This is a genomic window from Vibrio sp. CB1-5 (genome assembly GCF_059412285.1).
In genome coordinates this window covers 65957-87794 of record NZ_JBJHPB010000009.1, presented here as the reverse complement: position 1 = coordinate 87794, position 21838 = coordinate 65957, and the positions used below count along the sequence as shown (strand labels likewise).

Below are 21838 nucleotides of genomic sequence, written 5' to 3'. Positions count from 1 at the left end.
AGAAAAAGCATTGTTGCATCCTAGGCACAAAAGTGAGCACCCACTAGCTTAATCTTGACGAGCGCATACCACTGGCTTGACGTTCAGCGTACTTAAGTAAGCGCAGCAGTGCTTCTATGACATGAAGTCAGAACTAGGAAACTGCGAGGGACAGTTCCGCTAAGGTGGTCTTTAAGCGGTTCGACATCAGCACTTGCTGGTTAAACTGGATACCTAACAAACTACCGCGCCCCTGCTTTCGCACTGTTACCACCTCACACACCATCCCAGCAGGCAGAAACTGATTCAGTGCCGACTCCACTTTCACCTCTAGCCCCTTACAAAAGTCATGAGCTTGTTCTAAGTGGACCCCACATCCTGCTAGAGAGAAGTCGACGATTTTACCCTCTATAGAGGATTGACCATAAAACACGGTACAAGGCATCGAGAGCTTATAACGAGAATGCTCGCGGATCGGCTTGGATACAAACTCGGTCGGCGATGATAAGAAGAGATGGCTGCAAGGCAATTCTGAACTGGAAAGAGCACGGCAGCGAAAAGCAATAACGTGACCAAAACGGGTATCGGAAAGTCCACGCACCACAAACTCACCGTCATTGATTTGCTGCTGTACAGCCGGAGTCAGTCCTGAGGTGTCAACGACAATAAACTCATCAACCTTGTAGCCAAGCAAGGTGATAGCCACGCCTTTGATGTCTAAATCACTCACCGAAGACAAGGTAAGTTTCATTCCCGGCTGCAAGAAACGGTAGCTCTGTTTTTGTTGTTCTTGTCCCCATTCCATTGATAGAACCTCCTTAATTACAACAAGATAATTACACCTTATTTACCAGCTCTATGCAATCCATCCCTTGTACCTACAAAAGATACAAATGCTTACATTTATTTTAATTGCAAATAATAATAAATCGCATTAGCATTTATTTCGCAGTTCAATCGTAGACCTATTTCAGGTTTGTTCTGCTAATAACAAAAACAATTGTCTCGGATAATCGAGCTAGGATAGCCCCAATGAATTTCAAAGTGACCACACTTTGCAGTGCAGTGGTACTTGCACTCAATACTTCTCCGGTATTTGCCCAATCAGAACCAACAACAACTGACGAAACCTTGGTAATACACGCCCAAAGCTTCGACGACTATAAAGTCGATAGTGCCAGCGGCGCCATGCGCACTGACACCACCATGCTAGAAACTCCTCAGTCGGTAAACGTCATTCCTGAAATTGTGCTCGATGAGCAGTTGGCCACCACATTAGGTGAAGCACTGCAAAACGACGCCAGCGTGAATGCTGGCTCTCAAAAGTGGAATCGCGAAGTATTTTATCTGCGTGGCTTTGAGCTTTCGTCGACCAATGGCTATCTAAGAAACGGTCACTCACTCTTTACTCATTACATGCTGCCAATTGAGACCTTAGATCGTATCGAGGTTATCAAAGGACCGTCGAGCCTGCTTTACGGCAACTCGGCGCCTGGTGGCATGATCAACATGGTGTCTAAAAAGCCAACCGCGACACCACAGGTCAATGTTGGTACCGATATCGACCACCTTGGTAGCACTCGCTATCACATTGACGCTTCTGGTGCGCTTAATGAATCTGGCACATTGAGAGGTCGCACTGTGCTGGTGAAACAAGACGCAGTGGAATCTCGTCAATATGCTAATGGTGAACAACGCGAGCGTGATCGCTTTCTAGGCTATGGTGTAATTGAAGCGGATCTGTCTGACTGGGGTCTGTTGTCTGTTAACTATGAAAAGACCAACGACAATGCGCCACTGGATACGGGTTCTTGGTTAGACATGCAAGGCAACCGAATTGGTGATCGTGATATGATCCGCGATGCATCTTGGTCATTCATCAACAACGATGTGGAAAACTGGGGTGCTGATCTTGATGTGTTCATCAACTCACAATGGCGCGCTAACTTCAGCTATAACTCACAGCATATGAAGCGTCACCGTTATGACTCTAGCCCAAAACCGACGGATCAAACCATCGTCGATGGCAGCTACACAATGAGTCCGTTTGACCGTCATGATACCTGGAAGACCCAAGCATTCCATGCTGACTTACATGGTGATTTCACAGCACTTAATGTTGATCACCAAGTACTGCTTGGCGTTAACGGTCAGTTTTATGACTACACTCAGCTGCGAGTTAAAGGTAGCTCCATCAATGTCAAACCAGGCGAATCTCCTAAAAATCCAGGTCTAGACTATCACAATGACGATACTGCCTACGAAAGTAGCAACCACTTCTACGGCATCTATGCGCAAGATCTGATTACTTTCAACGACCAGTGGCAAGCGCTTGTGGGTGGCCGCTACGATCAGTACTTCAAAGATGGCACTAATAGTAACGGTGAAACCGTGAAAGGCGCGAATGACAGCCAAGCATTCTCACCGAAATTTGGCGTGATTTATCATCCAAACTATTCCGGCAGCATCTATGCTAACTACTCGGAAAGCTTCAATCCAGTCGACAATGTTGTCAATGATGATGGCTCTATCACTGAGCGTACGCCAGAAAAGAGCCGCCAATACGAATTGGGTACTAAGTGGGAGCTTTTGGATAACCGCTTACTGTTGACGGGTGCGTTATTTGATATCGAAAAACGTAATATCAGTATCGAAGAGAATGGCTTCACTACTCAAAATGGTAATCAACACCACCGTGGCGCTGAAGCTGGTGCGCAAGGTCAGCTATCCGATAGCTGGTTTGTGATGACATCTGCCATGTACCTAGATGCCAAGTACGACAAGCACGACTTATATCAAGATAAGACTCCAGCAAACGTACCTGAATGGTCTGGCTCTGTTTGGACACGCTACGCATTTACTGACGCGACAGCATTTAATATCGGCTTGTTCTATCAAGGTGAGCGCTGGGCAGATAACGCCAACACAGTCACACTTGATGGTTACACCCGCGTGGATACCGGTGCATCGCACAAAATCAGCAGCGACTATGTAACTTGGGATTTCCGCTTCAACATCGAAAACCTATTTGATACCGAATATGTATCAGGCACGGGTGACAGCACCAGCCACGGTGTAGTTACGGACGTACACTATGGCAATGAGCGCCGCTTTAAACTGTCGGTCAACGCTTCATTCTAACTATCCCTTTCTTATACAAAGAGCGCTTCGGCGCTCTTTTTTATTTCTTATTGTCAATCTCGTCACCAGTTTGACATCAATACGTCATCCATCTTCCATCTAGTCTACGCAATTCTGACATATAGACGTCATACCCTCTTAACGACATTACATGGAAATTGTTTAGAGGTTGCTATGGATACCACCAGCCCGTTTCGCTTACCGAGAAAAACCCCACTGGGCATTGCAGAAAATGTTGCCGAGTGGGCTACCGGCCTTTCTGTATTAGACCACTTATATGCACAGCGTCCACCAGGTTGTGATACCGAGCGTTTTCTTCGTTTTGCACTCGAGATCTTGGGCATTGATTATCACATTGTTACTGGAAGTCGAGATAATTTGCCTCAAACGGGAGCGACCCTCATTGTCGCCAACCACCCATTGGGCTGTGTTGAGGGCGTCATATTGGCTGAGCTTTTGCTGCAACGCAGCAAAGATGTGAAGATCCTAGCCAATGAGTTTCTGAAACTGGTTCCCGAACTCGAACCTTTATTTATTGGCGTTGATGTATTTGATGGTGCGAATGCACATAAATCCAATACCCGTGCGTTACGCCAAGCCAATCATCACCTCGAACAAGGTGGCGCACTGTTAGTGTTCCCTGCTGGCGAAGTCTCACAACTGGTCGACAGCAAAGCACTTCGCCTCGAGGATAAAGAGTGGAGCCGCTCGGTCAGCACGCTCATCAAGAAAAACAAAGCACTGACCGTCCCAATTCACATTGGCGGCCTTAACTCCAAACGTTTTTATCTCGCGGGCAAGGTTCACCCAATGCTTAGAACGGCCATGCTCGGCCGTGAACTACTGAACAAGAAAAATCGCCCCATAAGCATTTCTATTGGGGAAGCCATCAAGTTCAAAGAGGTCAATACCTTAGATAATCGTCAACTGGTGAACTATCTTCGTCTCAATACTTATCTACTAAGCAAAGCCAAACGCCAACAGCAGCAACGAACCTTAATGCACAGTCGTCATCACTAGCACACCCAGAGCCAGTTGCCTCTGCTCTACCTTTTAGTGAACTGCTGAACGATATCGACCAGCTACCATCGCAGCACCACCTACTGTCTAGCGGTGAGTTTGATGTCTACTGCACGACCATGGATCATATTCCTGCCTTGATGCATGAGATTGGACGCATGCGAGAACACAACTTCCGTTTGGTAGGCGAAGGAACCGGGCAAGCACTGGATATCGACCACTTTGATAAGGATTACCAACACTTATTTATTTGGGACAAAGCGAACAATAAATTAGTGGGAGCTTACCGTCTTGGTCTGGTTGATAAATTGCTAGAGAAACACGGCATTCAAGGTCTTTATTCGCGCACTCTTTTTGACTATGAACACCCTTTTTTGGCTACCATGGGCAAATCGATTGAAATGGGTCGTAGCGTGATTGCTGAAGAGTATGAGTGCACTTTTGCTGCTTTGGAAGGGGATCGCCGAGTTTGTGCATCGTCACCCAGACTATACCCACTTGTTTGGTCCGGTCAGTATCAGTAGTGACTATAGCGATGTCGCAAGACAATTGCTCACTGATACCATGACCTTGCATCACTATGACCAAGACAGTGCTCAGCATGTCAGTGCCCCCAACCCACCCAAGCTTACTTCTCATCCCAACTGGAACGCTCAGTTACTGTCCGCGCTGGCTGATATGCAGTTACTCTCTCGTGTTATCGCACGTCTTGATCAAGGCAAAGGCGTACCTGTACTACTCAGACAGTATCTCAGTCTCAACGGCAAGCTTGTCAGCTTTAATGTCGACCCTGACTTTAACAATGCTCTCGATGGATTGATTGTCGTCGACTTAAGACGAGTCCCGCAGCGCTCCCTTGCTCGCTATATGGGTAGCGATAATGCCGGTCATTATCTTCACCATCACAACCACTAGACGCCTTAAATGGTAGGAACGTCTAAACGACCTAAAAAGCAGCAAAAGCTGCTTTTTTTGTGTTCACCTTGTCTCATAACTGAGAATGAGGACGAACTTCCTTGAGAACTGGTCACAGAATGATACGCATCACAGTTCTTATGCAAAAGGCATGATAGAAAGCACTCAAAAACTATAACTCTTTCAGAAACTTCTGTTAGCCAAGCGCTTTCGAGGTTGAAAGAAACAATGAGATTTCGCAGTGACAGATTTGACGTACCAACAGGCGTTGGCGCTATTTCGCCATTTCCCTGGCTTTCTTTCGATTCGCAATGCGCAGCACCAATACGTTTATCTAAACGACCAATTCACTGCATGGTTACGCCAATACTCTGATGCAGATCCTATAGGCCTCAATGCCAGTCAATTAGCCAAACTCGTACCAAACAACGTCGGAGATATGCTCAAAGAGTGTCACGATGCCAGCTTGGAATACATAGAGGCGGGACAATGTGCGCCGAAAATTCTCACGTTTCAAGGTTTAAACTCTGTCTCTTACTTCAATGTACTGAAGTTTAAAGTGTACATTGATGGCGAACCTTACATTTACACCACCAGTTTTGATGTGTCCGACTTACATCATGAGGTGAAGTTTTTTGAAAAAAAGGCGTATACCGATCCACTCACCAAGCTGCACAATCTGGCCTACCTTAGCTCAGTGAACTGGCATTCTGGTTTTTGTGTAGTGATCGACCTTGATAACTTCAAACACGTTAACGACAGTTCAGGCCACAGTGAGGGCGACATCGTATTGATGCGGTTCGCACGCTGCTTGCGTCAAGCTTTCTCCGGACAAGACATTTTAGTTCGATATGGTGGTGATGAGTTTGTGGTTTTGACCCACGATAAAGATGAAGCAAGGCTAAACCAAGCGCTAGATAAGCTCTCCGCATTGTTTCGTGACAACTTTGCTCAGTACCCCATGCTTTGTCACAGCATCGGTTATGCTCCCTACCAAACCAGCTTACGCATCACGTTGAAAAAAGCCGACCTCGCCATGTACCAAGCCAAACATACCAAGCGTTCTGCCAGTTTAAAAAATCCGTCTTAAATACAAAAAATGGAGCGAAGACGCTCCATTTTTTATTGTCATTACGCGTTATAGCGAGACTTCATTTTTAAGGTAAAGTTCACTAATGCAATCAGCACAGGCACTTCAATTAGTGGGCCAATCACGCCCGCAAACGCCTCTGGTGAGTTCAAACCAAATACAGCAATCGCAACAGCAATTGCTAGTTCAAAGTTGTTTCCTGTTGCAGTGTAAGCAATAGACGCATTCTTATCGAATGGTACTCCCATTCTCTTCGCCACAAAGAAGCTCACAAAGAACATCAAGAAAAAGTAGATAGTCAACGGAATCGCAACACGAACCACTTGCATTGGTAGCTCTACAATCATCTCGCCCTTAAGGCTAAACATCAGCACGATAGTGGCAAGTAGCGCGATAAGCGTGATCGGTGATACCGCAGGGATAAAGGTGTCGTTGTACCACTGCTCACCCTTTTTCGCGACTAAGATCTTGCGGCTCAAAAAGCCTGCCAGAAATGGGATGCCCAAATAGATCATTACGCTCTCGGCAATCTCTGCCATCGAGATGTCCACCACCTGCCCTTGGAAACCAAACTTAGGTGGCAACACAGTAATGAATAGCCATGCCAAGAAGCTATAGGTGCTAATTTGGAATACGCTGTTAAGCGCGACTAAGGCTGCGCCATATTCTTTGTTACCGCCACCAATATCATTCCACACCAATACCATAGCAATGCAGCGTGCGAGGCCAATCAAGATAACACCTGTCATCAAGCTAGGTTCATCGCCAAGGAAAGTTAGGGCGAGCACAAACATCAAGATCGGGCCAACCAACCAGTTCATCACCAATGAGAGAGTGACAGCCTGCTTATCTTGCAGCACCTTACCCATCAAACCGTAATTCACTTTGGCAAGCGGTGGATACATCATCAAGATAAGACCAATAGCAAGCGGCACGTTGGTGCTGCCAACCGTCATTGACTCATTCAAGCTTTCGATTTGACTTGGAAAAGCGACGCCTAATAGCACGCCAAACCCCATTGCTAAAAAGATCCACAAGGTTAGGAATCTATCCAGAAACCCCAATTTTTTTGGTTGCTCAATGGCTAGCTGAGACATGTTAACCCTCCAACATCGTCAATCGTCTTTTAACGATTAACTCTTTTATTTATTCAATTCCGTTATCCTGCAACCGCTTTAGGCGCGCCTGGCAAGCGAATGGAGATAATAGTGGTGAGGACCAAGAAGGCAAACGACACCCACATGCAAGCAGCGAGGCCAGCTATTTGGAACACCCAACCGGACAACACAGTGCCGATCAAACGCCCCATAGCGTTAGCCATGTAGTAAAAGCCGACGTCCATTGACACGCCATCGCCTTTTGCATAGCTCACAATCAGATAGCTATGCAGAGAAGAGTTGACCGCAAAGATAGCGCCAAATATCAACAGCCCCAAAACAATGACCATCTGTGGATTCCACTGCATCTGAACACAGTAAGCAATGATGCCAGTCACCACGGCTAACGCCAGTGCCCACCACATAGCAGCACTTCCATCTGGCACTCTACCCTGCGCTTTGCCAGTTATCTTTGGTGCTACGCCTTGTACCACGCCATAAGCGATGACCCATAACGCTAGAAATCCACCGACTAAGGTATGATCCCAACCAAAGATAGAACCAAGATAAATTGGCAAGGCAACCACAAACCAAACATCACGAGCGCCAAACAGGAACATACGCGCAGCGGATAAAATATTAATACTCTCTGATTTCGAGAAGATCTGTTTGAATTTAGGCTTCGCTTTGGCCTTACCCATATCGCTCTCTAAGCTGATAACGCTGCCAATAAACACCAGTGTCAGCACTGCCGCCATTGCTGCAACGGCATATTGGAAGCCAAGAACCGAAAGCAATAAACCACCGATAAAAAAGCCTGCACCTTTCAGTGCATTCTTAGAACCAGTCAAGATGGCCACCCATTTATAAAGCGCGCCTTGCTGCTCGTCAGGCACCAAAGTCTTGATGGCACTTTTGGCACTCATTTTATTCAGATCCTTAGCAATACCAGAAAGCGCTTGAGCCGCCATCACCCATGGAATGGTTAGCCAAGTGCTTGGAACTGCCAGCATTAACAATGCAAAGATCTGCATCCCGAGACCAATGTTCATGGTTCGGTTAAGGCCTAAACGCGCCCCTAGCCAGCCGCCAATAAGATTGGTGACGACACCAAAGAACTCATAGAAAAGAAACAGTGAGGCAATGGCAAGCGAACTGTAGCCGAGATCGTGGAAGTAGAGCACCACCAGCATTCGCAAGGCACCATCGGTAATGGTGAAATTCCAGTAGTTGAAAGTCACCAGCATATACTGGCGAACGCTTTTGCTAAGGTTAGACAACATAATTCTTCTGCCTAATAACAAGGGTAAGGATTCAGAAATAAAAGCCCTCATCAGAGGGCTTCTATTCACTGATTTTACTCGCTAAAGAGATTCCGATTAGAAAGTCGCAGCCAGCTTCTCTACATAGTCAATTTGCGGCTGCTTGGTGAAAGCACCAGGGCGTAGCGCCTGAACTTCACGGCGAATCGTCTCAAGTTCCCAACCTTTCTCAAGCAGCAGATTTGCCGCAAGAAGACCGGTACGACCCGAGCCGCCCATGCAGTGCATCGCAATTTTCTCGCCCGCTTCCACCGCTTGATGCAATTCTGGTGAGATTGCTTTCCAGTCAGCTGCAAACTCAGTACCAGGAGCACGATCATCTTCAATAGGCGTTTGGAACCACTTGATGCCTAGCGCCAGTGCTTTTTCTCCAAGCTTAGCAACGCCTGCTTCTGCCATCTCGTGATTATCCAGAGCAGTGACGATAACCGTAACACCTTGCTCTTTAAGTTGAGCTAGTGAGTCATCTAATGACGCTTCTTTGGTACCCGGACAAGGCGTTAATACCAACGCTGCGTTATCTACGTTTAGTTCCCATGTTGGATGCATCATCATTACCCCGCTAGACCGACTTTACGAACCAATTCTGCTGTGCGTGTTGCGTAGCCCATCTCATTGTCATACCACGCGTAGATTTTCACCATGCGAGAGCCAACGACCATAGTAGATTGTGCATCAACGATGGTTGAGCGTTGGTCACCGCGGTAATCGATAGACACAAGCGGACGCTCTTCAAAACCAAGAATGCCTTTTAGCTCGCCTTGTGATGCTTCTTTAAGAAGTGCGTTAACCTCTTCAGCTGTTGTATCGCGTTTAACGTCAAAGATGATGTCAGTGAGTGATGCATTCGCTAGGGGTACACGAACTGCGTGGCCGTTAATCTTGCCTTTTAGCTCAGGGAAGATCTCTACGATCGCCGTTGCGCTGCCTGTTGTGGTTGGGATAAGGCTCATGCCGCATGCACGAGCACGACGCAAATCTTTGTGCGGCGCATCAAGGATAGTTTGCGTGTTGGTTAGGTCGTGAATAGTGGTAAACGATGATTGCTCGATACCGAGTTTCTCATGAATCACTTTCACTACAGGTGCAATACAGTTCGTGGTGCAAGATGCTGCGGTCACAATGCGGTGAGCCTCTGCATCAAAGATTTCGTCATTCACACCGACAACGATGTTGGCAATGCCTTCTTCTTTCACTGGAGCAGAGACAACCACGCGTTTCACGCCTTGATCTAGGTACTTGTTCAGAAACTCAGTTTTGCGATGCACGCCAGTTGCTTCAATCACAACATCACAGCCAGACCAATCAATCGCATCGATATCGCGCTCTTGGGTCGTTTTAATGCGCTTGCCGTTTACCACAAGCTCATCACCCTCAACCGCGACACCGTGATGCCAAGTACCTTGTACTGAATCGAACTCCAATAGGTGACCAAGTGTGGTTGCATCACCTGCAACGTCATTGATCAAAACAAACTCAAGTTCGTCCCAATCAAATGCTGCGCGAAGCGCCAAACGGCCTATTCGACCAAATCCGTTAATGCCTACTTTAATCGCCATAACTCAATCTCTTAATTACGTAAAATATTCGGTTGTTCCGTCAAGCTCTAGGCATCGTTTGTTGATGATGCAAGCTCGTTAAAGTTTAGTTGATAGGCGCTTTGCAAACAGTTCGATTGCTCAAGCCCTTTCAATGTTCGATAGAGCCACCCCGGCAACCCTTCAGCCAAGCTGTAAAAGACATGCTGCCCTTGCCTCGTATCCTTGAGTACGCCTGCTTGTCTAAGCATGGCAAGGTGCCTCGATACCTTAGGTTGGCTCTCTCCCAACGCCTCCACCAGATCGCTGACACAGACTGAGCCGTTGGCCGATACCCAAAGTAAGGTTCGAATACGGGTTTCATCGGACATCAATTTAAAAAACTCATGCGGAAGCATATTCTGATGCTCATATATGGATATGCGAATATATTAAATCTCAACTGAAAGGAGTCAAGGATCTTTTGGGACTGTCACAAAACTTTCATCTTCAACGTCCGATTATTGGCGCTTTCATTGATCCGCAATCCCTATCATAATAATCGAAGCTACTAATCATCCCTCCTACGACTAGAGGACACCATGACCAAAAGAATTCTCTTTGTTTGCCGTGGAAATTCTGTGCGCTCGCAACTGGCAGAAGCCATTGTTAACAGAGATTATGCGACGCTCTATCAAGCGTCTAGCGCTGGCAGTAGCCCAAGTCAGGTCGACAATCGAACCATCGAAACCTTACAACAAGCAGAGTTTGCTATTGATGGTCTGCGCTCTAAATCTATTGAAGAGTTCCAAGGCGAGCATTTTGATTACGTCATTACCTTATGCTCATCAGCGCAGCGTGAATGTGGGGCATTTGAAAATAGTAACGAAAGTCTATTTTGGGATCTCCCTAGCCCGACATCGATATCTGAAATCTCCTTCGAAGCCTCTCTATATGATCTGCAAAAACGCATTGATCTGTTTATGAGAGTTCACAGCGACACACACGATCTGGATTTTGATCCTTTGGTTGTACATAAATGCTTGAGCGATCCAACCCGCCTGTTGATCACGCTAATGATCTTTATCGAAGTCGAACTGAGCGTGGGCGAATTGTGTGAGGCGCTTCAAGAGTCTCAGCCGAAGATATCTCGCGCGCTTGCAGTGTTGAGAAACTGCGGCATCGTCACTGACAGACGAAAAAGCCAATGGGCTTTTTATTCTATTTCGGACAAACTGCCGCTTTGGGGGACCGATATTCTTGATGCTTCTGTCAAAAGTATGTCTCGTCAGATTTTGGCTGCAAACCAACTACTTAACCAATCTAGTAATCGACCAGAGCGTCACCGTTAACGCCATTAATGACAATCCGCTTACCAACATCACCTTGAGGTAAGCGGCCCTCTCTTTAGATTCACAACCTTGTGAAAACTGCTGACTCCTATCGCAATGTGATGGTAAATCACACCAAATACGCTGAGATTATCAACAAAAGATTAACGCAACCGTTTTACACCTTATTTTACCGCACATCTGTCAGTTTTGAAAAAAAGTTACCAAATGGTGGTGATTCATCCGGTTTATTTATTTTGATCCAAAAATTAAATCTTAAGCGCCGAAACCTTGCTCTAAAACAACTTATGCACGGTGAAATCCGATCAATTCGGTGGTAGAATTCGTGCCCGAAAAGAAAAAAAATTACAGAATTAGCGGTTATTTTTTTGCAATCTTACTGAACTAACCGAGTAAGCGCCCAAAAAAGTGGCCTAGAAAGCGCCTCATTTAGTCATAAAATGACTAAACTTGATGAAAGACTTTCACTCCTAGAAGAAGCGAAACTAGAGAAAGAAATTGATAGCTCACGTGAATTATTTGTGGGCATCCCTAGCCTTCTAGAGAGACTAATACTAACTTTCAAATTGTAATAATATTTACCGGAGAGTATCTTCCATGAAAAAGACCAAAATCGTATGTACGATTGGCCCTAAAACTGAATCAGTAGAGAAGCTAACTGAGCTTGTTAACGCTGGCATGAACGTTATGCGTCTAAACTTCTCTCACGGTGACTACGAAGAGCACGGCACTCGTATTGCTAACTTCCGTGAAGTAATGGCAAACGTAGGTAAGCAACTTGCAATTCTTCTAGACACTAAAGGTCCAGAAATTCGTACTATCAAGCTAGAAGGCGGCAACGACGTTGATCTAGTAGCTGGTCAAGAATTCACTTTCACAACTGACATCGCTGTTGTAGGTAACAAAAACACTGTTGCTGTAACTTACGCAGGTTTCGCAAAAGATCTTTCTGCTGGTAACACTATCCTAGTAGACGACGGTCTAATCGAAATGGAAGTTATCTCTACAACTGACACTGAAGTTAAGTGTAAAGTTCTTAACAACGGCGCACTTGGTGAAAACAAAGGTGTTAACCTTCCAGGCGTTTCTGTTCAACTTCCAGCTCTATCTGAAAAAGATAAGAACGACCTTAAATTTGGTTGTGAGCAAGGCGTTGATTTCGTAGCTGCATCTTTCATCCGTAAAGCAGCAGACGTTAAAGAAATCCGTGAAGTGCTAAACGCAAACGGTGGCGAAAACATCCACATCATCTCTAAGATTGAGAACCAAGAAGGTGTAGATAACTTCGACGAGATCCTTGAGCTTTCTGACGGCATCATGGTTGCACGTGGTGACCTAGGTGTTGAAATCCCAGCTGAAGAAGTAATCTTCGCTCAGAAGATGATGATCGAGAAGTGTAACCGTGCTCGTAAGACTGTTATCACTGCAACTCAAATGCTTGATTCAATGATTCAAAACCCACGTCCAACTCGTGCAGAAGCGGGTGACGTTGCGAACGCAATCATGGACGGTACAGATGCAGTAATGCTTTCTGGTGAAACAGCGAAAGGTAAATACCCTGTTGAAGCGGTAACTATCATGGCTCAAATCGCTAACCGTACTGACGGCGCACTGAAAGCTGAACTAGGTTCTCGCCTTGATAGCCCGCGCCTACGTATCACTGAAGCAGTATGTAAAGGTGCAGTCGACACAGCTGAGAAGCTAGCTGCTCCTCTAATCATCGTTGCTACTGAAGGTGGTAAGTCTGCACGTTCTGTACGTAAGTACTTCCCAACGGCAAGCATCGTTGCTCTAACGACTAACGCTAAAACAGCTGCACAGCTAGTTCTTACTAAAGGTGTTCGTCCAGTTCTTGTTGATTCAATCGACAGCACTGACGAGTTCTACAAAAACGGTAAAGAGTACGCTCTAGAATCTGGTTTTGGTAAGAAAGGCGACATCGTAGTGATGGTTTCTGGTGCACTAGTAGCATCTGGTACTACGAACACAGCGTCTGTTCACGTACTATAATTTCGAAGATACATACAAAATATCTATAAAAAGAGGGCTTTCGCCCTCTTTTTTTTATAATTTTCTTGCCCAAATTTTCAACACACTGTACTATCAGACACGCTTTACAACATGGCATACCGCCGTGCGTTTCCAGATTCTATTTTCTGAGTTAAGAGGTGTAACGTGTCAAGCCCAACATTGACAGACAAAGTCGCTAAAATGATCTGTCAGGATATTCTATCGGGGGAGCTCAAGCCTAACCAAAAACTGGTGGTCGCTGAGCTTAAGGAAAAGTACAACGTAGGAGCCTCTCCTATTCGAGAGGCACTGATTCAACTTTCGTGGATTAAATACGTCAAACTCGAACCACAAAAAGGCTGCTGGGTAGCACCTATTTCGAAGGTAGAGCTGTATGATTTGTATGAGAGCTTAAAGGTTGTCTCGTCAGTACTGTTGGAGAAGTCAATCCAGCAAGGCAGCGAAAGTTGGGAGTTAGAAATCCTAACAGAGTTCCACAAGCTATCTCGCTTTAAGTTCCAAGGGGATAATTTTAACTGGCAGGAATGGGAAGATCGTCAAGAAGCTTTCTATAGCTCTTTGCTCAGCGGATGCTTCTCTATGAACATGCTCGACTTCTTTAATGACATCATCAGGCAAGTCAAACGCTATCGCCGCATCTCACTAAGTCACTCACCTAAAGTGTTCTCAGAGTTATTTAACCTTGAAGAGCACGAGAAGATGATGAAGCTAACGCTCGATAAAGACATCGACGGTGCTCGTCAACAACTGACCCAATATCTCAACGATATGATGAAAGACATCGAACCGACGGTCAGCGAAATCGAAATGAACTAAACAAAAAATCGGGGCTAGCCCCGATTTTTACCATCCAAAGAATTCTTTATGATGTGTGTTGAGCAGAAGCACCATAGGCAAAAAGTATAATGCGCTCAACTTAATACCCAGTACGACCAAAGCGCCGATGGTAAGCCTTACCAAAAAGTGATTGTACATAACAAACCTCTATCACCTAACTCATTGTCATCCAAGTGAATACTGTCCAATCAAAAGTAAATTCCATTCTTGAGGAAGGAGAAAATGTGAACAAAAAAGTGTGACCTTACTCCAAGAACGCCTAGTTTACTGATTACACTTAACAGGTCAAGGTTTAATCAGCATTAGACTAAAGTCTAATACAGTGGCACGTTTTTTACACGTCTCAAAAGCAAGAAGAGAGTTACAGTTAGCGAAGGGATGAGTAAAAGGTAAGGTGTGAAAGGTACAAAAAAAGCCGCATATCGATGCGGCTTTTTGCTATTTGACTACGCGAAGACTTGGTCGCCCCTTTGGTTTAGGCGGCTCATCATCTCCGTTAGGCTCTTCATTGCTTTGCTCTAGCTGCTCAGTTTCTGCTGCCACGGACAAACCCGTCACCACTTCTGGCTCTGAGATGTCTTCTTCTTCAATAGAAAGATACGCATCTTCAGGTTCGAACATAGTGCCTGCGCCGTTTTCACGAGCATAAATCGCTTGTACCGAATACAAAGGAGCAATCACAGAGTGTGGCTTACCACCAAATCGAGCATGAAACGTAATCGCTTCGTTACCCAACTCAAGCTGACCAACCGCTCTTGGAGCAATATTAAGAATGATCTGACCATCTTGCACGAACTCCAAAGGAACTCGCACACCCGGCATATTTGCATCAACAACAATATGCGGGGTTAAATCATTCTCAACTAGCCAATCATAAAATGCTCGAAGCATATATGGTCGGCGAGGTGTCATTTTTTCAATATCCATCGTCTCGAGAGAAACCTTTAAGGACTAGCGAACCAAACGCATCTCACGCTCAGCTTCTGTTAGAGAAGCTAGGAATGAATCACGTTCAAATACACGGTTCATGTACACTTTGATTTCTTTTGAGCCAGGACCAACAAGCTCAATGCCCATTTCTGGCAAACGCCACAACAGTGGAGCTAGGTAGCAATCAATTAGGCTGAACTCTTCGCTCATGAAGTACTCGTACTCAGCAAAAATAGGCGCTAGAGTCAGTAGGTCATTGCGAAGTTTGTTACGTGCCGCTTCTGCTTCTTCTGCAGAACCTTTCATTACTTTCTCAGCTAGCGAGTACCAGTTGCGCTCAATGCGGTAAATCATTAGGCGGCTGTTACCACGCGCTACCGGATATACTGGCATTAGCGGTGGATGAGGGAAACGCTCATCTAGGTATTCCATGATGATCTTTGAGTCGTAAAGGGCTAGCTCACGATCGACCAAAGTTGGAACAGTCTTGTATGGGTTTAGCTCAGCAAGCTCAGCTGGGATGTTTACGTCATCCACTAACTCGACTTCAACACTAACCCCTTTTTCCGCTAGAACGATTCGAACCTGGTGGCTATACAAATCAGTAGCACTGGAAAAAAGAGTCATCACAGAACGTTTATTGGCAGCTACAGCCATGGAGCCCTCCGGGATACTTACAAAAAACAATGGAGGCAAGGCCTCCATTGTGAACAAATTGGAATTAACGCGCTATGATAGCACAATTAGTGAACATCACGCCAATACTCTTTCTTGAGCAGCACAACGACGATAGTGAAGATGACTAGGAACGCCATCACCCACCAACCTAGTGCGTGACGCTCAAGTTTCACAGGGTCACCTGAGTACTCAAGGAAGTTAACTAGGTCACGTACCGCATCGTCATACTCACTAGAGCTCAGCTCACCACGGCCATCGGTTTCAGTACCCACAATCACCTGAACTTCTTCACCATCAACTACTTTAGTTTCGAAGATCGGCGTTGGAATACCCTGTAGCTCTTCAAGAACATGCGGCATACCAACATTTGGGAATGTGGTGTTATTCACGCCAAACGGACGGCTTGGATCGACGTAGAACGTGCGTAGGTACGTGTATAACCAATCCACACCACGAACACGAGCAACCAAAGTAAGATCAGGTGGCGCTGCACCAAACCAAGCTGCTGCTTGTTTCTGAGGCATAGCGTTAACCATTAGGTCACCGATCTTTGCTTCTGGATCGAAAACTAGGTTTTCTTTGGCTAGATCGACAGGGATACCCAAGTCAGTTGCTACACGCTCATAGCGCTGATACTGCGTCGAGTGACATGCAAAGCAGTAGTTCATAAACAGCTTAGCACCGTTTTGAAGCGACGCTTTGTCCGTCAAATCATTGTTTGCTTTATCAAGATTTACATTACCACCAGCGGCTAGTGCTAGAGATGGCAGCAATGCGAAAAGTACTACAATCCACTTTTTCATTTGAATGTCACCCTCTCTGGCAATGGCTTGGTGTTTTCATTCTTACTGTAGAAGAACAGCAGAACGAAGAACATGAAGTAACCTAAACTGAAGATCTGAGCCAGTAGCGTATACGTTGGCGTCGCTGGTAGCGCACCAAGAATACCCAAAGCAATAAAGCTAATGGTGAACTGGATGATGTTGATTAGGTGAATCTTACTTCTGTAGCGATAAGAGCGAACTTTACAACGGTCGAACCATGGAAGTAGGAACAGGAATACAATCGATAGTCCCATTGCAACAACACCTAATAACTTATCTGGTACCGCACGCAGAATCGCGTAGAACGGAGTGAAGTACCATACAGGAGCAATGTGCTCAGGTGTCTTCAGCGGGTTCGCAGCTTCAAAGTTCGGTGGCTCAAGGAAGTAACCGCCCATCTCTGGGTTAAAAAACAGCACATAACAGAACAGGAAGAAGAAGCCAGCTACACCAACCAGATCTTTTACCGTACCGTAAGGGTGGAAAGGAATCGAATCAATGATGTCGTATTTCTTGCTGTAGTAGTCGTGGAACTTGAACTGCGTCTTGTAGTCATCGCCCATGCTGCCTTTCGGAAGCTTGGTCTCAATACCATCTGGGTTGTTTGAACCCACTTCGTGTAGAGCGAGTACGTGCAGTACAACCAGCAGTAGTAGCACGATTGGTAGAGCAATCACGTGCAGTGCGAAGAAACGGTTTAGCGTTGCACCAGAGATGATGTAGTCACCACGGATCCAAAGCGTTAGGTCATCACCGATAACTGGAATCGCACCAAATAGCGAGATGATTACCTGTGCACCCCAGTAAGACATTTGTCCCCAAGGCAGTAGGTAACCCATAAATGCTTCTGCCATCAACACAAGGAAGATAAGCATGCCGAATACCCAAAGCAGCTCACGCGGCTTCTGATAAGAACCATAGATAAGACCACGGAACATATGTAGGTAAACAACAACGAAGAAGGCCGAGGCGCCCGTTGAGTGCATATAACGGAGTAGCCATCCGTATTCCACATCACGCATGATGTATTCAACAGAAGCAAACGCACCTTCACCAGAAGGTACATAGTTCATTGTCAGCCAAATGCCGGTTAGGATCTGGTTGACCAACACTAGCATGGCTAGTGAACCAAACAGGTACCAAAAGTTGAAGTTTTTTGGCATTGGGTATTCGGATAGATGCTTTTTATAAGCATTCATCGCAGGTAGACGTTTTTCTACCCAATCAAGTAACGCTTGCATTATGCATCCCCCTCATCAACACCAATAAGGATTCTGGTATCACTCAAGTACATGTGTTTAGGAATGACTAGGTTCAGTGGTGCTGGTACGTTCTGGAAAACACGACCAGCCATATCAAACTTAGAACCGTGGCATGGGCAGAAGAAACCCGATTTCACACCCTGAACTTGTTCACTAAAGGAATCCGCAAGATAGGTAGGCGAACAACCTAGGTGGGTACAGAAACCAACAGCGACAAAGTACTCCGGTTTGATGGAGCGATACACGTTCTGTGCATACTCTGGTTGCTGTTCTTCCCCTGATTCTGGGTCACGCAATTGAGCGGCTAGGTTATTTAGGTTGTCCAAAACAGACTGTGCGCGACGCACAACCCATACCGGCTTACCCTGCCATTCAACACGAACCATTTGACCTTCTTCAAGCTTACTGACGTCCACTTCGACAGGGGCACCAGCGGCTTTCGCTTTGGCACTTGGGTTCCAAGATTTAATAAAAGGAACGGCGACTGCAGCTGCTCCCAAACCACCGACAACCGCAGTTGTCGCAGTAAGGAAACGCCTGCGACCGTTATTTAAAGGCGCATTGCTCATCCAACATTTCTCCCATTTGCTCCTTTGGGTCAATACTGAGCGAATCCAAGTTGCTCTTTTAGATGGAATAACCCATTGGGGAACCATTCCTTGGGCTATTTTCCTTCAAATTGAACGAGCCAATAGTACTAATTATTTTGGCTACTTGAGTCTGCTCAGACATCGATTCCGACCAGTAGAGCATGGCTAACAAAATACGAATTTTAGTTGTATTTATTTGATAGCAAATGATAAAGAAAACCCTACTTTTTGACAAGATAAAGCTACCTTTTCGTAACATCTATAGCGGGAATTCGCTTGCTAGTTCACAAAAGGAGGGAAAAGGAGAGAATGAAGATCAGAGTTTCTGAATTTAGTAAGGTTATTGGACGTATAAAAACAAAAAAGCCCAGCCGAAGCTGAGCTTTTTGAATCCACGTTCCAACATAAAGTTGGAAAGCATAATCTTCTCGGTAAAGAGAAAATTAACGCTTAGAGAACTGTGGACGACGACGTGCTTTACGTAGACCAACTTTCTTACGTTCAACGCAACGAGCGTCACGCGTAACGTAGCCAGCTGCACGTAGAGCAGGACGTAGAGTCTCATCGTATTCCATTAGCGCGCGAGTGATACCGTGACGGATAGCACCTGCTTGACCAGAAATACCGCCACCTTTTACAGTAACGAATAGGTCTAGCTTCTCAGTTAGTTCAGTTAGCTCTAGAGGCTGACGAACTACCATGCAAGAAGTTTCGCGACCGAAGTATACTTCTAGTTCACGCTTGTTAACTACGATATTGCCAGTGCCTGGTTTGATGAAAACACGAGCAGCTGAGCTTTTGCGACGGCCAGTGCCGTAGTATTGATTCTCTGCCATTTTCGAAATCCCCGATTAGATGTCTAGTACTTGTGGTTGTTGAGCAACATGGTTGTGCTCAGCGCCAGCGTAAACTTTAAGCTTACGGTACATAGCACGGCCTAGAGGACCACGTGGTAGCATACCTTTAACCGCTAGCTCAAGAGCCATTTCAGGCTTACGATCGATCAGCTTTTCAAAAGTGATTGATTTTAGGCCGCCTGGGAACTCAGAGTGACGGTAGTAAACTTTGTTCTTAGCCTTGTTACCAGTTACAGTAACTTTCTCAGCGTTAACAACGATGATGTAATCACCAGTGTCAGTGTGCGGAGTGTATTCAGCTTTGTGTTTGCCACGTAGGCGAGATGCAATTTCACTTGCTAGACGGCCAAGAGTTTTACCTTCAGCGTCTACAACGTACCAGTCGCGTTTTACAGTTTCTGGTTTAGCAACGAAAGTTTTCATGCTAATAATAACCCGTTAATTTAATTTACACTTAAGGAGCTTTCGCTCCCACTGTCTAAGAGCCCATACATCACCCCTTCGAGTGTTGAAACTCTCGGCATCGTTCCTCAAAAAGTTTGAAGAAACTCGCCTGCAGTAACGGTGGGTCGCAGGATTATAGAGAAGCTCGCGGAAAAAATCATCTATTTTTTGGACAAATTTGCCAAAAACATCAAGGAAGATGCTCAGAAGCCAAATAGTCGTGACTTTGCATCTCGGTGAGTCGCGAAATACAGCGCTTAAACTCAAACTCCAATTGACCTTGAGTGTACAACTCCTCTAGAGCGACTTCGGCTGAAATGATCAGTTTTACCCGCCTTTCATAAAATTCATCCACTAACGCAATAAAGCGCCTAGCGGCATCGTCCAGTTTTGCATCCATCTGCTTCACATCAGCCAGCAGCACCGTGTGATAAATTCTAGACATCTCTATATAGTCATTTTGACTGCGCATGGTTTGACACAATTGTGCGAAGCTCGCGAACAAGACATCGTCAGCGGCGGCAAACACGTCAATGTCACGGTGATTAATCTCAATGCTGGCCTCATGAACACGATCGTCCATCACCAACTGATTGAAATAGCGCTCTAGGTTTTGGTTTGCCGCTTCATCGAGAGGGAAATGGTAAATCTCTGCCTGCTCAAGCGTACGCAGTCGATAATCAATACCGCTGTCGACATTGAGCACCACACACTGACTTTGAATCAACGAAATAGCTGGCATAAATCGGGCACGCTGGAGACCATTGCGATACAAGTTTTCCGGAGGGATATTGGACGTTGCCACAAGGACAACCCCACGCTTAAATAACTCTTGTAGCAAAGTCGCTAAAATCATCGCATCAGTAATATCTGAGACAAAAAACTCATCAAAGCAAATAATTTTAGCTTCGGATTCAAAAGTGTCGGCGACTTTCTCTAGCGGGTTTTCAACGTCTCCAAGCCGCTTTAGCTCATCGTGTAAACGATACATAAAGCGGTGGAAGTGGACGCGCATTTTTCTCGATGTCGGCAAGCTATCAAAAAATGCGTCCATCAAATAGGTCTTACCGCGCCCTACTCCGCCCCAGAAATACAGCCCTTTGGGAGGCACTGCTTGCTCTGGTTTCTTGCCTAGCAGCTTTTGCATCATAGAAAGCGGCGGCGCTTCAAATTTTAAATAGTCACTAAATTGGTGGTGTAATTTGTCTAAGGCTTCCACTGCAGTACGTTGGGCGGGATCTGCCTGGAAACCATTTGTTTTTATATCGTGTTCGTATCTTTCTATGGGCGTCATGGATTACTCGCAACACTGATCCAAGGGCTAAAGAGCGCGTATTTTTGCTTTATTGGCTCGAACTCTCATAGTAACATGGCTATACGACGTGTGTAACCACCTGGTAACGCACATGTTAATAATCATTATAAAGGAGCTGTTATGCCTTGGATATATGCCATTGTCGGCTTGCTAGTTGGTGCTATTCTCGGAGTTGTGATTTCCCGACTGACTACTCCACAATACAAGAAACAAAAGACGCTACAAAAAGACCTCGAGTCCGCTAAGTTTGCATTGGAACAGCAAAGACAAGAACTGTCGGATCATTTTGCACAAACCGCAGAAATGCTCGATACGCTGGGCAAAGACTACACTAAGCTTTATCAGCACATGGCTAAGACCTCTACTGAGCTAATGCCTAACCTGCCTGAGCAAGATAATCCATTTGTGAAGAAAATCGCTGAACACAACGTAGAAGTCATTGACGCTAACGATTCTGCCGATCAGCCACCTAAAGATTATGTTAACGGTGCAACCGGTCTGTTGAGAGAAGAGAAAAAAGAAGTGGTCGAAGCCCCTTCGGCCACCGCTCAAGAGCCCGTAACCACAGCCAAAGCTTCTTAATTAGAAACACCGTAATCGGCCAGCCATTGAATCAATTGCTGGCCGTTTTTATATT

General features: G+C 45.7%; 20 protein-coding genes and 1 pseudogene. 7 read left to right on the top strand and 14 right to left on the bottom strand.

The window, feature by feature from the left end:
- Positions 1-133 precede the first annotated feature (133 nt).
- The gene (locus ACJB0T_RS09045; RefSeq protein ID WP_479288732.1) at positions 134-784 is read right to left on the bottom strand and encodes a PilZ domain-containing protein; all 651 of its coding nucleotides are present in this window, start codon (positions 782-784) and stop codon (positions 134-136) included.
- Positions 785-1011: 227 nt separating this feature from the next.
- On the opposite strand from ACJB0T_RS09045, the gene ACJB0T_RS09040 reads away from it, so the two are divergent.
- The 3 genes and pseudogenes from ACJB0T_RS09040 (at position 1012) to ACJB0T_RS09030 (ending at position 6145) form a co-directional block, all read left to right on the top strand.
- Positions 1012-3120 carry a TonB-dependent siderophore receptor gene (locus ACJB0T_RS09040; RefSeq protein WP_479288731.1) on the top strand — a complete coding sequence of 703 codons (2109 nt, stop codon included), beginning with the start codon at positions 1012-1014 and terminating at the stop codon, positions 3118-3120.
- A 174-nt stretch (positions 3121-3294) separates the two neighbouring features.
- Positions 3295-5055, top strand: a pseudogene (locus tag ACJB0T_RS09035) (bifunctional lysophospholipid acyltransferase family protein/GNAT family N-acetyltransferase).
- A gap of 241 nt (positions 5056-5296) precedes the next feature.
- A complete protein-coding gene (locus ACJB0T_RS09030; RefSeq protein WP_479288730.1) occupies positions 5297-6145 on the top strand; it encodes a GGDEF domain-containing protein in 849 nt (282 codons plus the stop codon).
- Between the two features lie 41 nt (positions 6146-6186).
- On the opposite strand, the gene arsB is transcribed toward ACJB0T_RS09030, so the two are convergent.
- The 5 genes from arsB to ACJB0T_RS09005 all read right to left on the bottom strand — a co-directional run bounded on the left by arsB (position 6187) and on the right by ACJB0T_RS09005 (position 10500).
- A complete protein-coding gene (gene arsB / locus ACJB0T_RS09025) occupies positions 6187-7242 on the bottom strand; it encodes an ACR3 family arsenite efflux transporter (RefSeq protein WP_479288729.1) in 1056 nt (351 codons plus the stop codon).
- A gap of 62 nt (positions 7243-7304) precedes the next feature.
- The gene (gene arsJ, locus ACJB0T_RS09020; RefSeq protein WP_479288728.1) at positions 7305-8525 is read right to left on the bottom strand and encodes an organoarsenical effux MFS transporter ArsJ; all 1221 of its coding nucleotides are present in this window, start codon (positions 8523-8525) and stop codon (positions 7305-7307) included.
- A 96-nt stretch (positions 8526-8621) separates the two neighbouring features.
- Positions 8622-9116: a cyclin-dependent kinase inhibitor 3 family protein gene (locus tag ACJB0T_RS09015; RefSeq protein ID WP_479288727.1), complete on the bottom strand. Its 495-nt coding sequence runs from the start codon at positions 9114-9116 to the stop codon at positions 8622-8624.
- Between the two features lie 2 nt (positions 9117-9118).
- Positions 9119-10123, bottom strand: coding sequence for an ArsJ-associated glyceraldehyde-3-phosphate dehydrogenase (locus ACJB0T_RS09010; RefSeq protein WP_479288726.1), 1005 nt, complete (start codon positions 10121-10123; stop codon positions 9119-9121).
- A gap of 47 nt (positions 10124-10170) precedes the next feature.
- Positions 10171-10500 carry a metalloregulator ArsR/SmtB family transcription factor gene (locus tag ACJB0T_RS09005; protein WP_479288725.1) on the bottom strand — a complete coding sequence of 110 codons (330 nt, stop codon included), beginning with the start codon at positions 10498-10500 and terminating at the stop codon, positions 10171-10173.
- Between the two features lie 183 nt (positions 10501-10683).
- Between ACJB0T_RS09005 and ACJB0T_RS09000 the strand changes: the two genes are divergently transcribed.
- From ACJB0T_RS09000 to ACJB0T_RS08990, 3 genes are all read left to right on the top strand, one after another.
- Positions 10684-11433: a metalloregulator ArsR/SmtB family transcription factor gene (locus tag ACJB0T_RS09000; protein WP_479288724.1), complete on the top strand. Its 750-nt coding sequence runs from the start codon at positions 10684-10686 to the stop codon at positions 11431-11433.
- Positions 11434-12030: 597 nt separating this feature from the next.
- Positions 12031-13443 (top strand): pyruvate kinase PykF, encoded by a 1413-nt coding sequence (gene pykF, locus ACJB0T_RS08995; protein ID WP_479288723.1) that lies wholly within the window; start codon positions 12031-12033, stop codon positions 13441-13443.
- A 165-nt stretch (positions 13444-13608) separates the two neighbouring features.
- Entirely contained in the window at positions 13609-14280 is a 672-nt protein-coding gene (locus ACJB0T_RS08990; RefSeq protein ID WP_479288722.1) for a GntR family transcriptional regulator, read from the top strand.
- Between the two features lie 459 nt (positions 14281-14739).
- Here the strand turns inward: ACJB0T_RS08990 and sspB are convergent, their stop codons facing one another.
- From sspB to zapE, 8 genes are all read right to left on the bottom strand, one after another.
- Complete coding sequence (gene sspB / locus ACJB0T_RS08985; protein WP_479288721.1) at positions 14740-15228, bottom strand: ClpXP protease specificity-enhancing factor; 489 nt, start codon at positions 15226-15228, stop codon at positions 14740-14742.
- A 24-nt stretch (positions 15229-15252) separates the two neighbouring features.
- A complete protein-coding gene (gene sspA / locus ACJB0T_RS08980; protein ID WP_042475917.1) occupies positions 15253-15888 on the bottom strand; it encodes a stringent starvation protein SspA in 636 nt (211 codons plus the stop codon).
- 86 nt (positions 15889-15974) lie between these two features.
- On the bottom strand, positions 15975-16712 hold the full coding sequence (locus ACJB0T_RS08975; RefSeq protein ID WP_479288720.1) for a cytochrome c1: 738 nt from the start codon (positions 16710-16712) through the stop codon (positions 15975-15977).
- Positions 16709-17974: a cytochrome b gene (locus ACJB0T_RS08970; protein WP_042501117.1), complete on the bottom strand. Its 1266-nt coding sequence runs from the start codon at positions 17972-17974 to the stop codon at positions 16709-16711. The genes ACJB0T_RS08975 and ACJB0T_RS08970 overlap by 4 nt, the downstream gene beginning before the upstream one ends.
- Positions 17974-18564, bottom strand: coding sequence for a ubiquinol-cytochrome c reductase iron-sulfur subunit (petA, locus tag ACJB0T_RS08965; protein WP_479288719.1), 591 nt, complete (start codon positions 18562-18564; stop codon positions 17974-17976). The genes ACJB0T_RS08970 and petA overlap by 1 nt, the downstream gene beginning before the upstream one ends.
- Before the next feature lie 464 nt (positions 18565-19028).
- The gene (rpsI, locus tag ACJB0T_RS08960; protein ID WP_042501109.1) at positions 19029-19421 is read right to left on the bottom strand and encodes a 30S ribosomal protein S9; all 393 of its coding nucleotides are present in this window, start codon (positions 19419-19421) and stop codon (positions 19029-19031) included.
- Between the two features lie 15 nt (positions 19422-19436).
- Positions 19437-19865, bottom strand: a complete 429-nt coding sequence (gene rplM / locus ACJB0T_RS08955) for a 50S ribosomal protein L13 (RefSeq protein WP_234494550.1) — start codon at positions 19863-19865, stop codon at positions 19437-19439.
- 211 nt (positions 19866-20076) lie between these two features.
- A complete protein-coding gene (zapE, locus tag ACJB0T_RS08950) occupies positions 20077-21180 on the bottom strand; it encodes a cell division protein ZapE (protein WP_479288718.1) in 1104 nt (367 codons plus the stop codon).
- 141 nt (positions 21181-21321) lie between these two features.
- Here zapE and zapG point away from each other — a divergent pair, with 141 nt between their 5' ends.
- The gene (gene zapG, locus ACJB0T_RS08945; RefSeq protein ID WP_479288717.1) at positions 21322-21783 is read left to right on the top strand and encodes a Z-ring associated protein ZapG; all 462 of its coding nucleotides are present in this window, start codon (positions 21322-21324) and stop codon (positions 21781-21783) included.
- Positions 21784-21838: the final 55 nt, after the last annotated feature.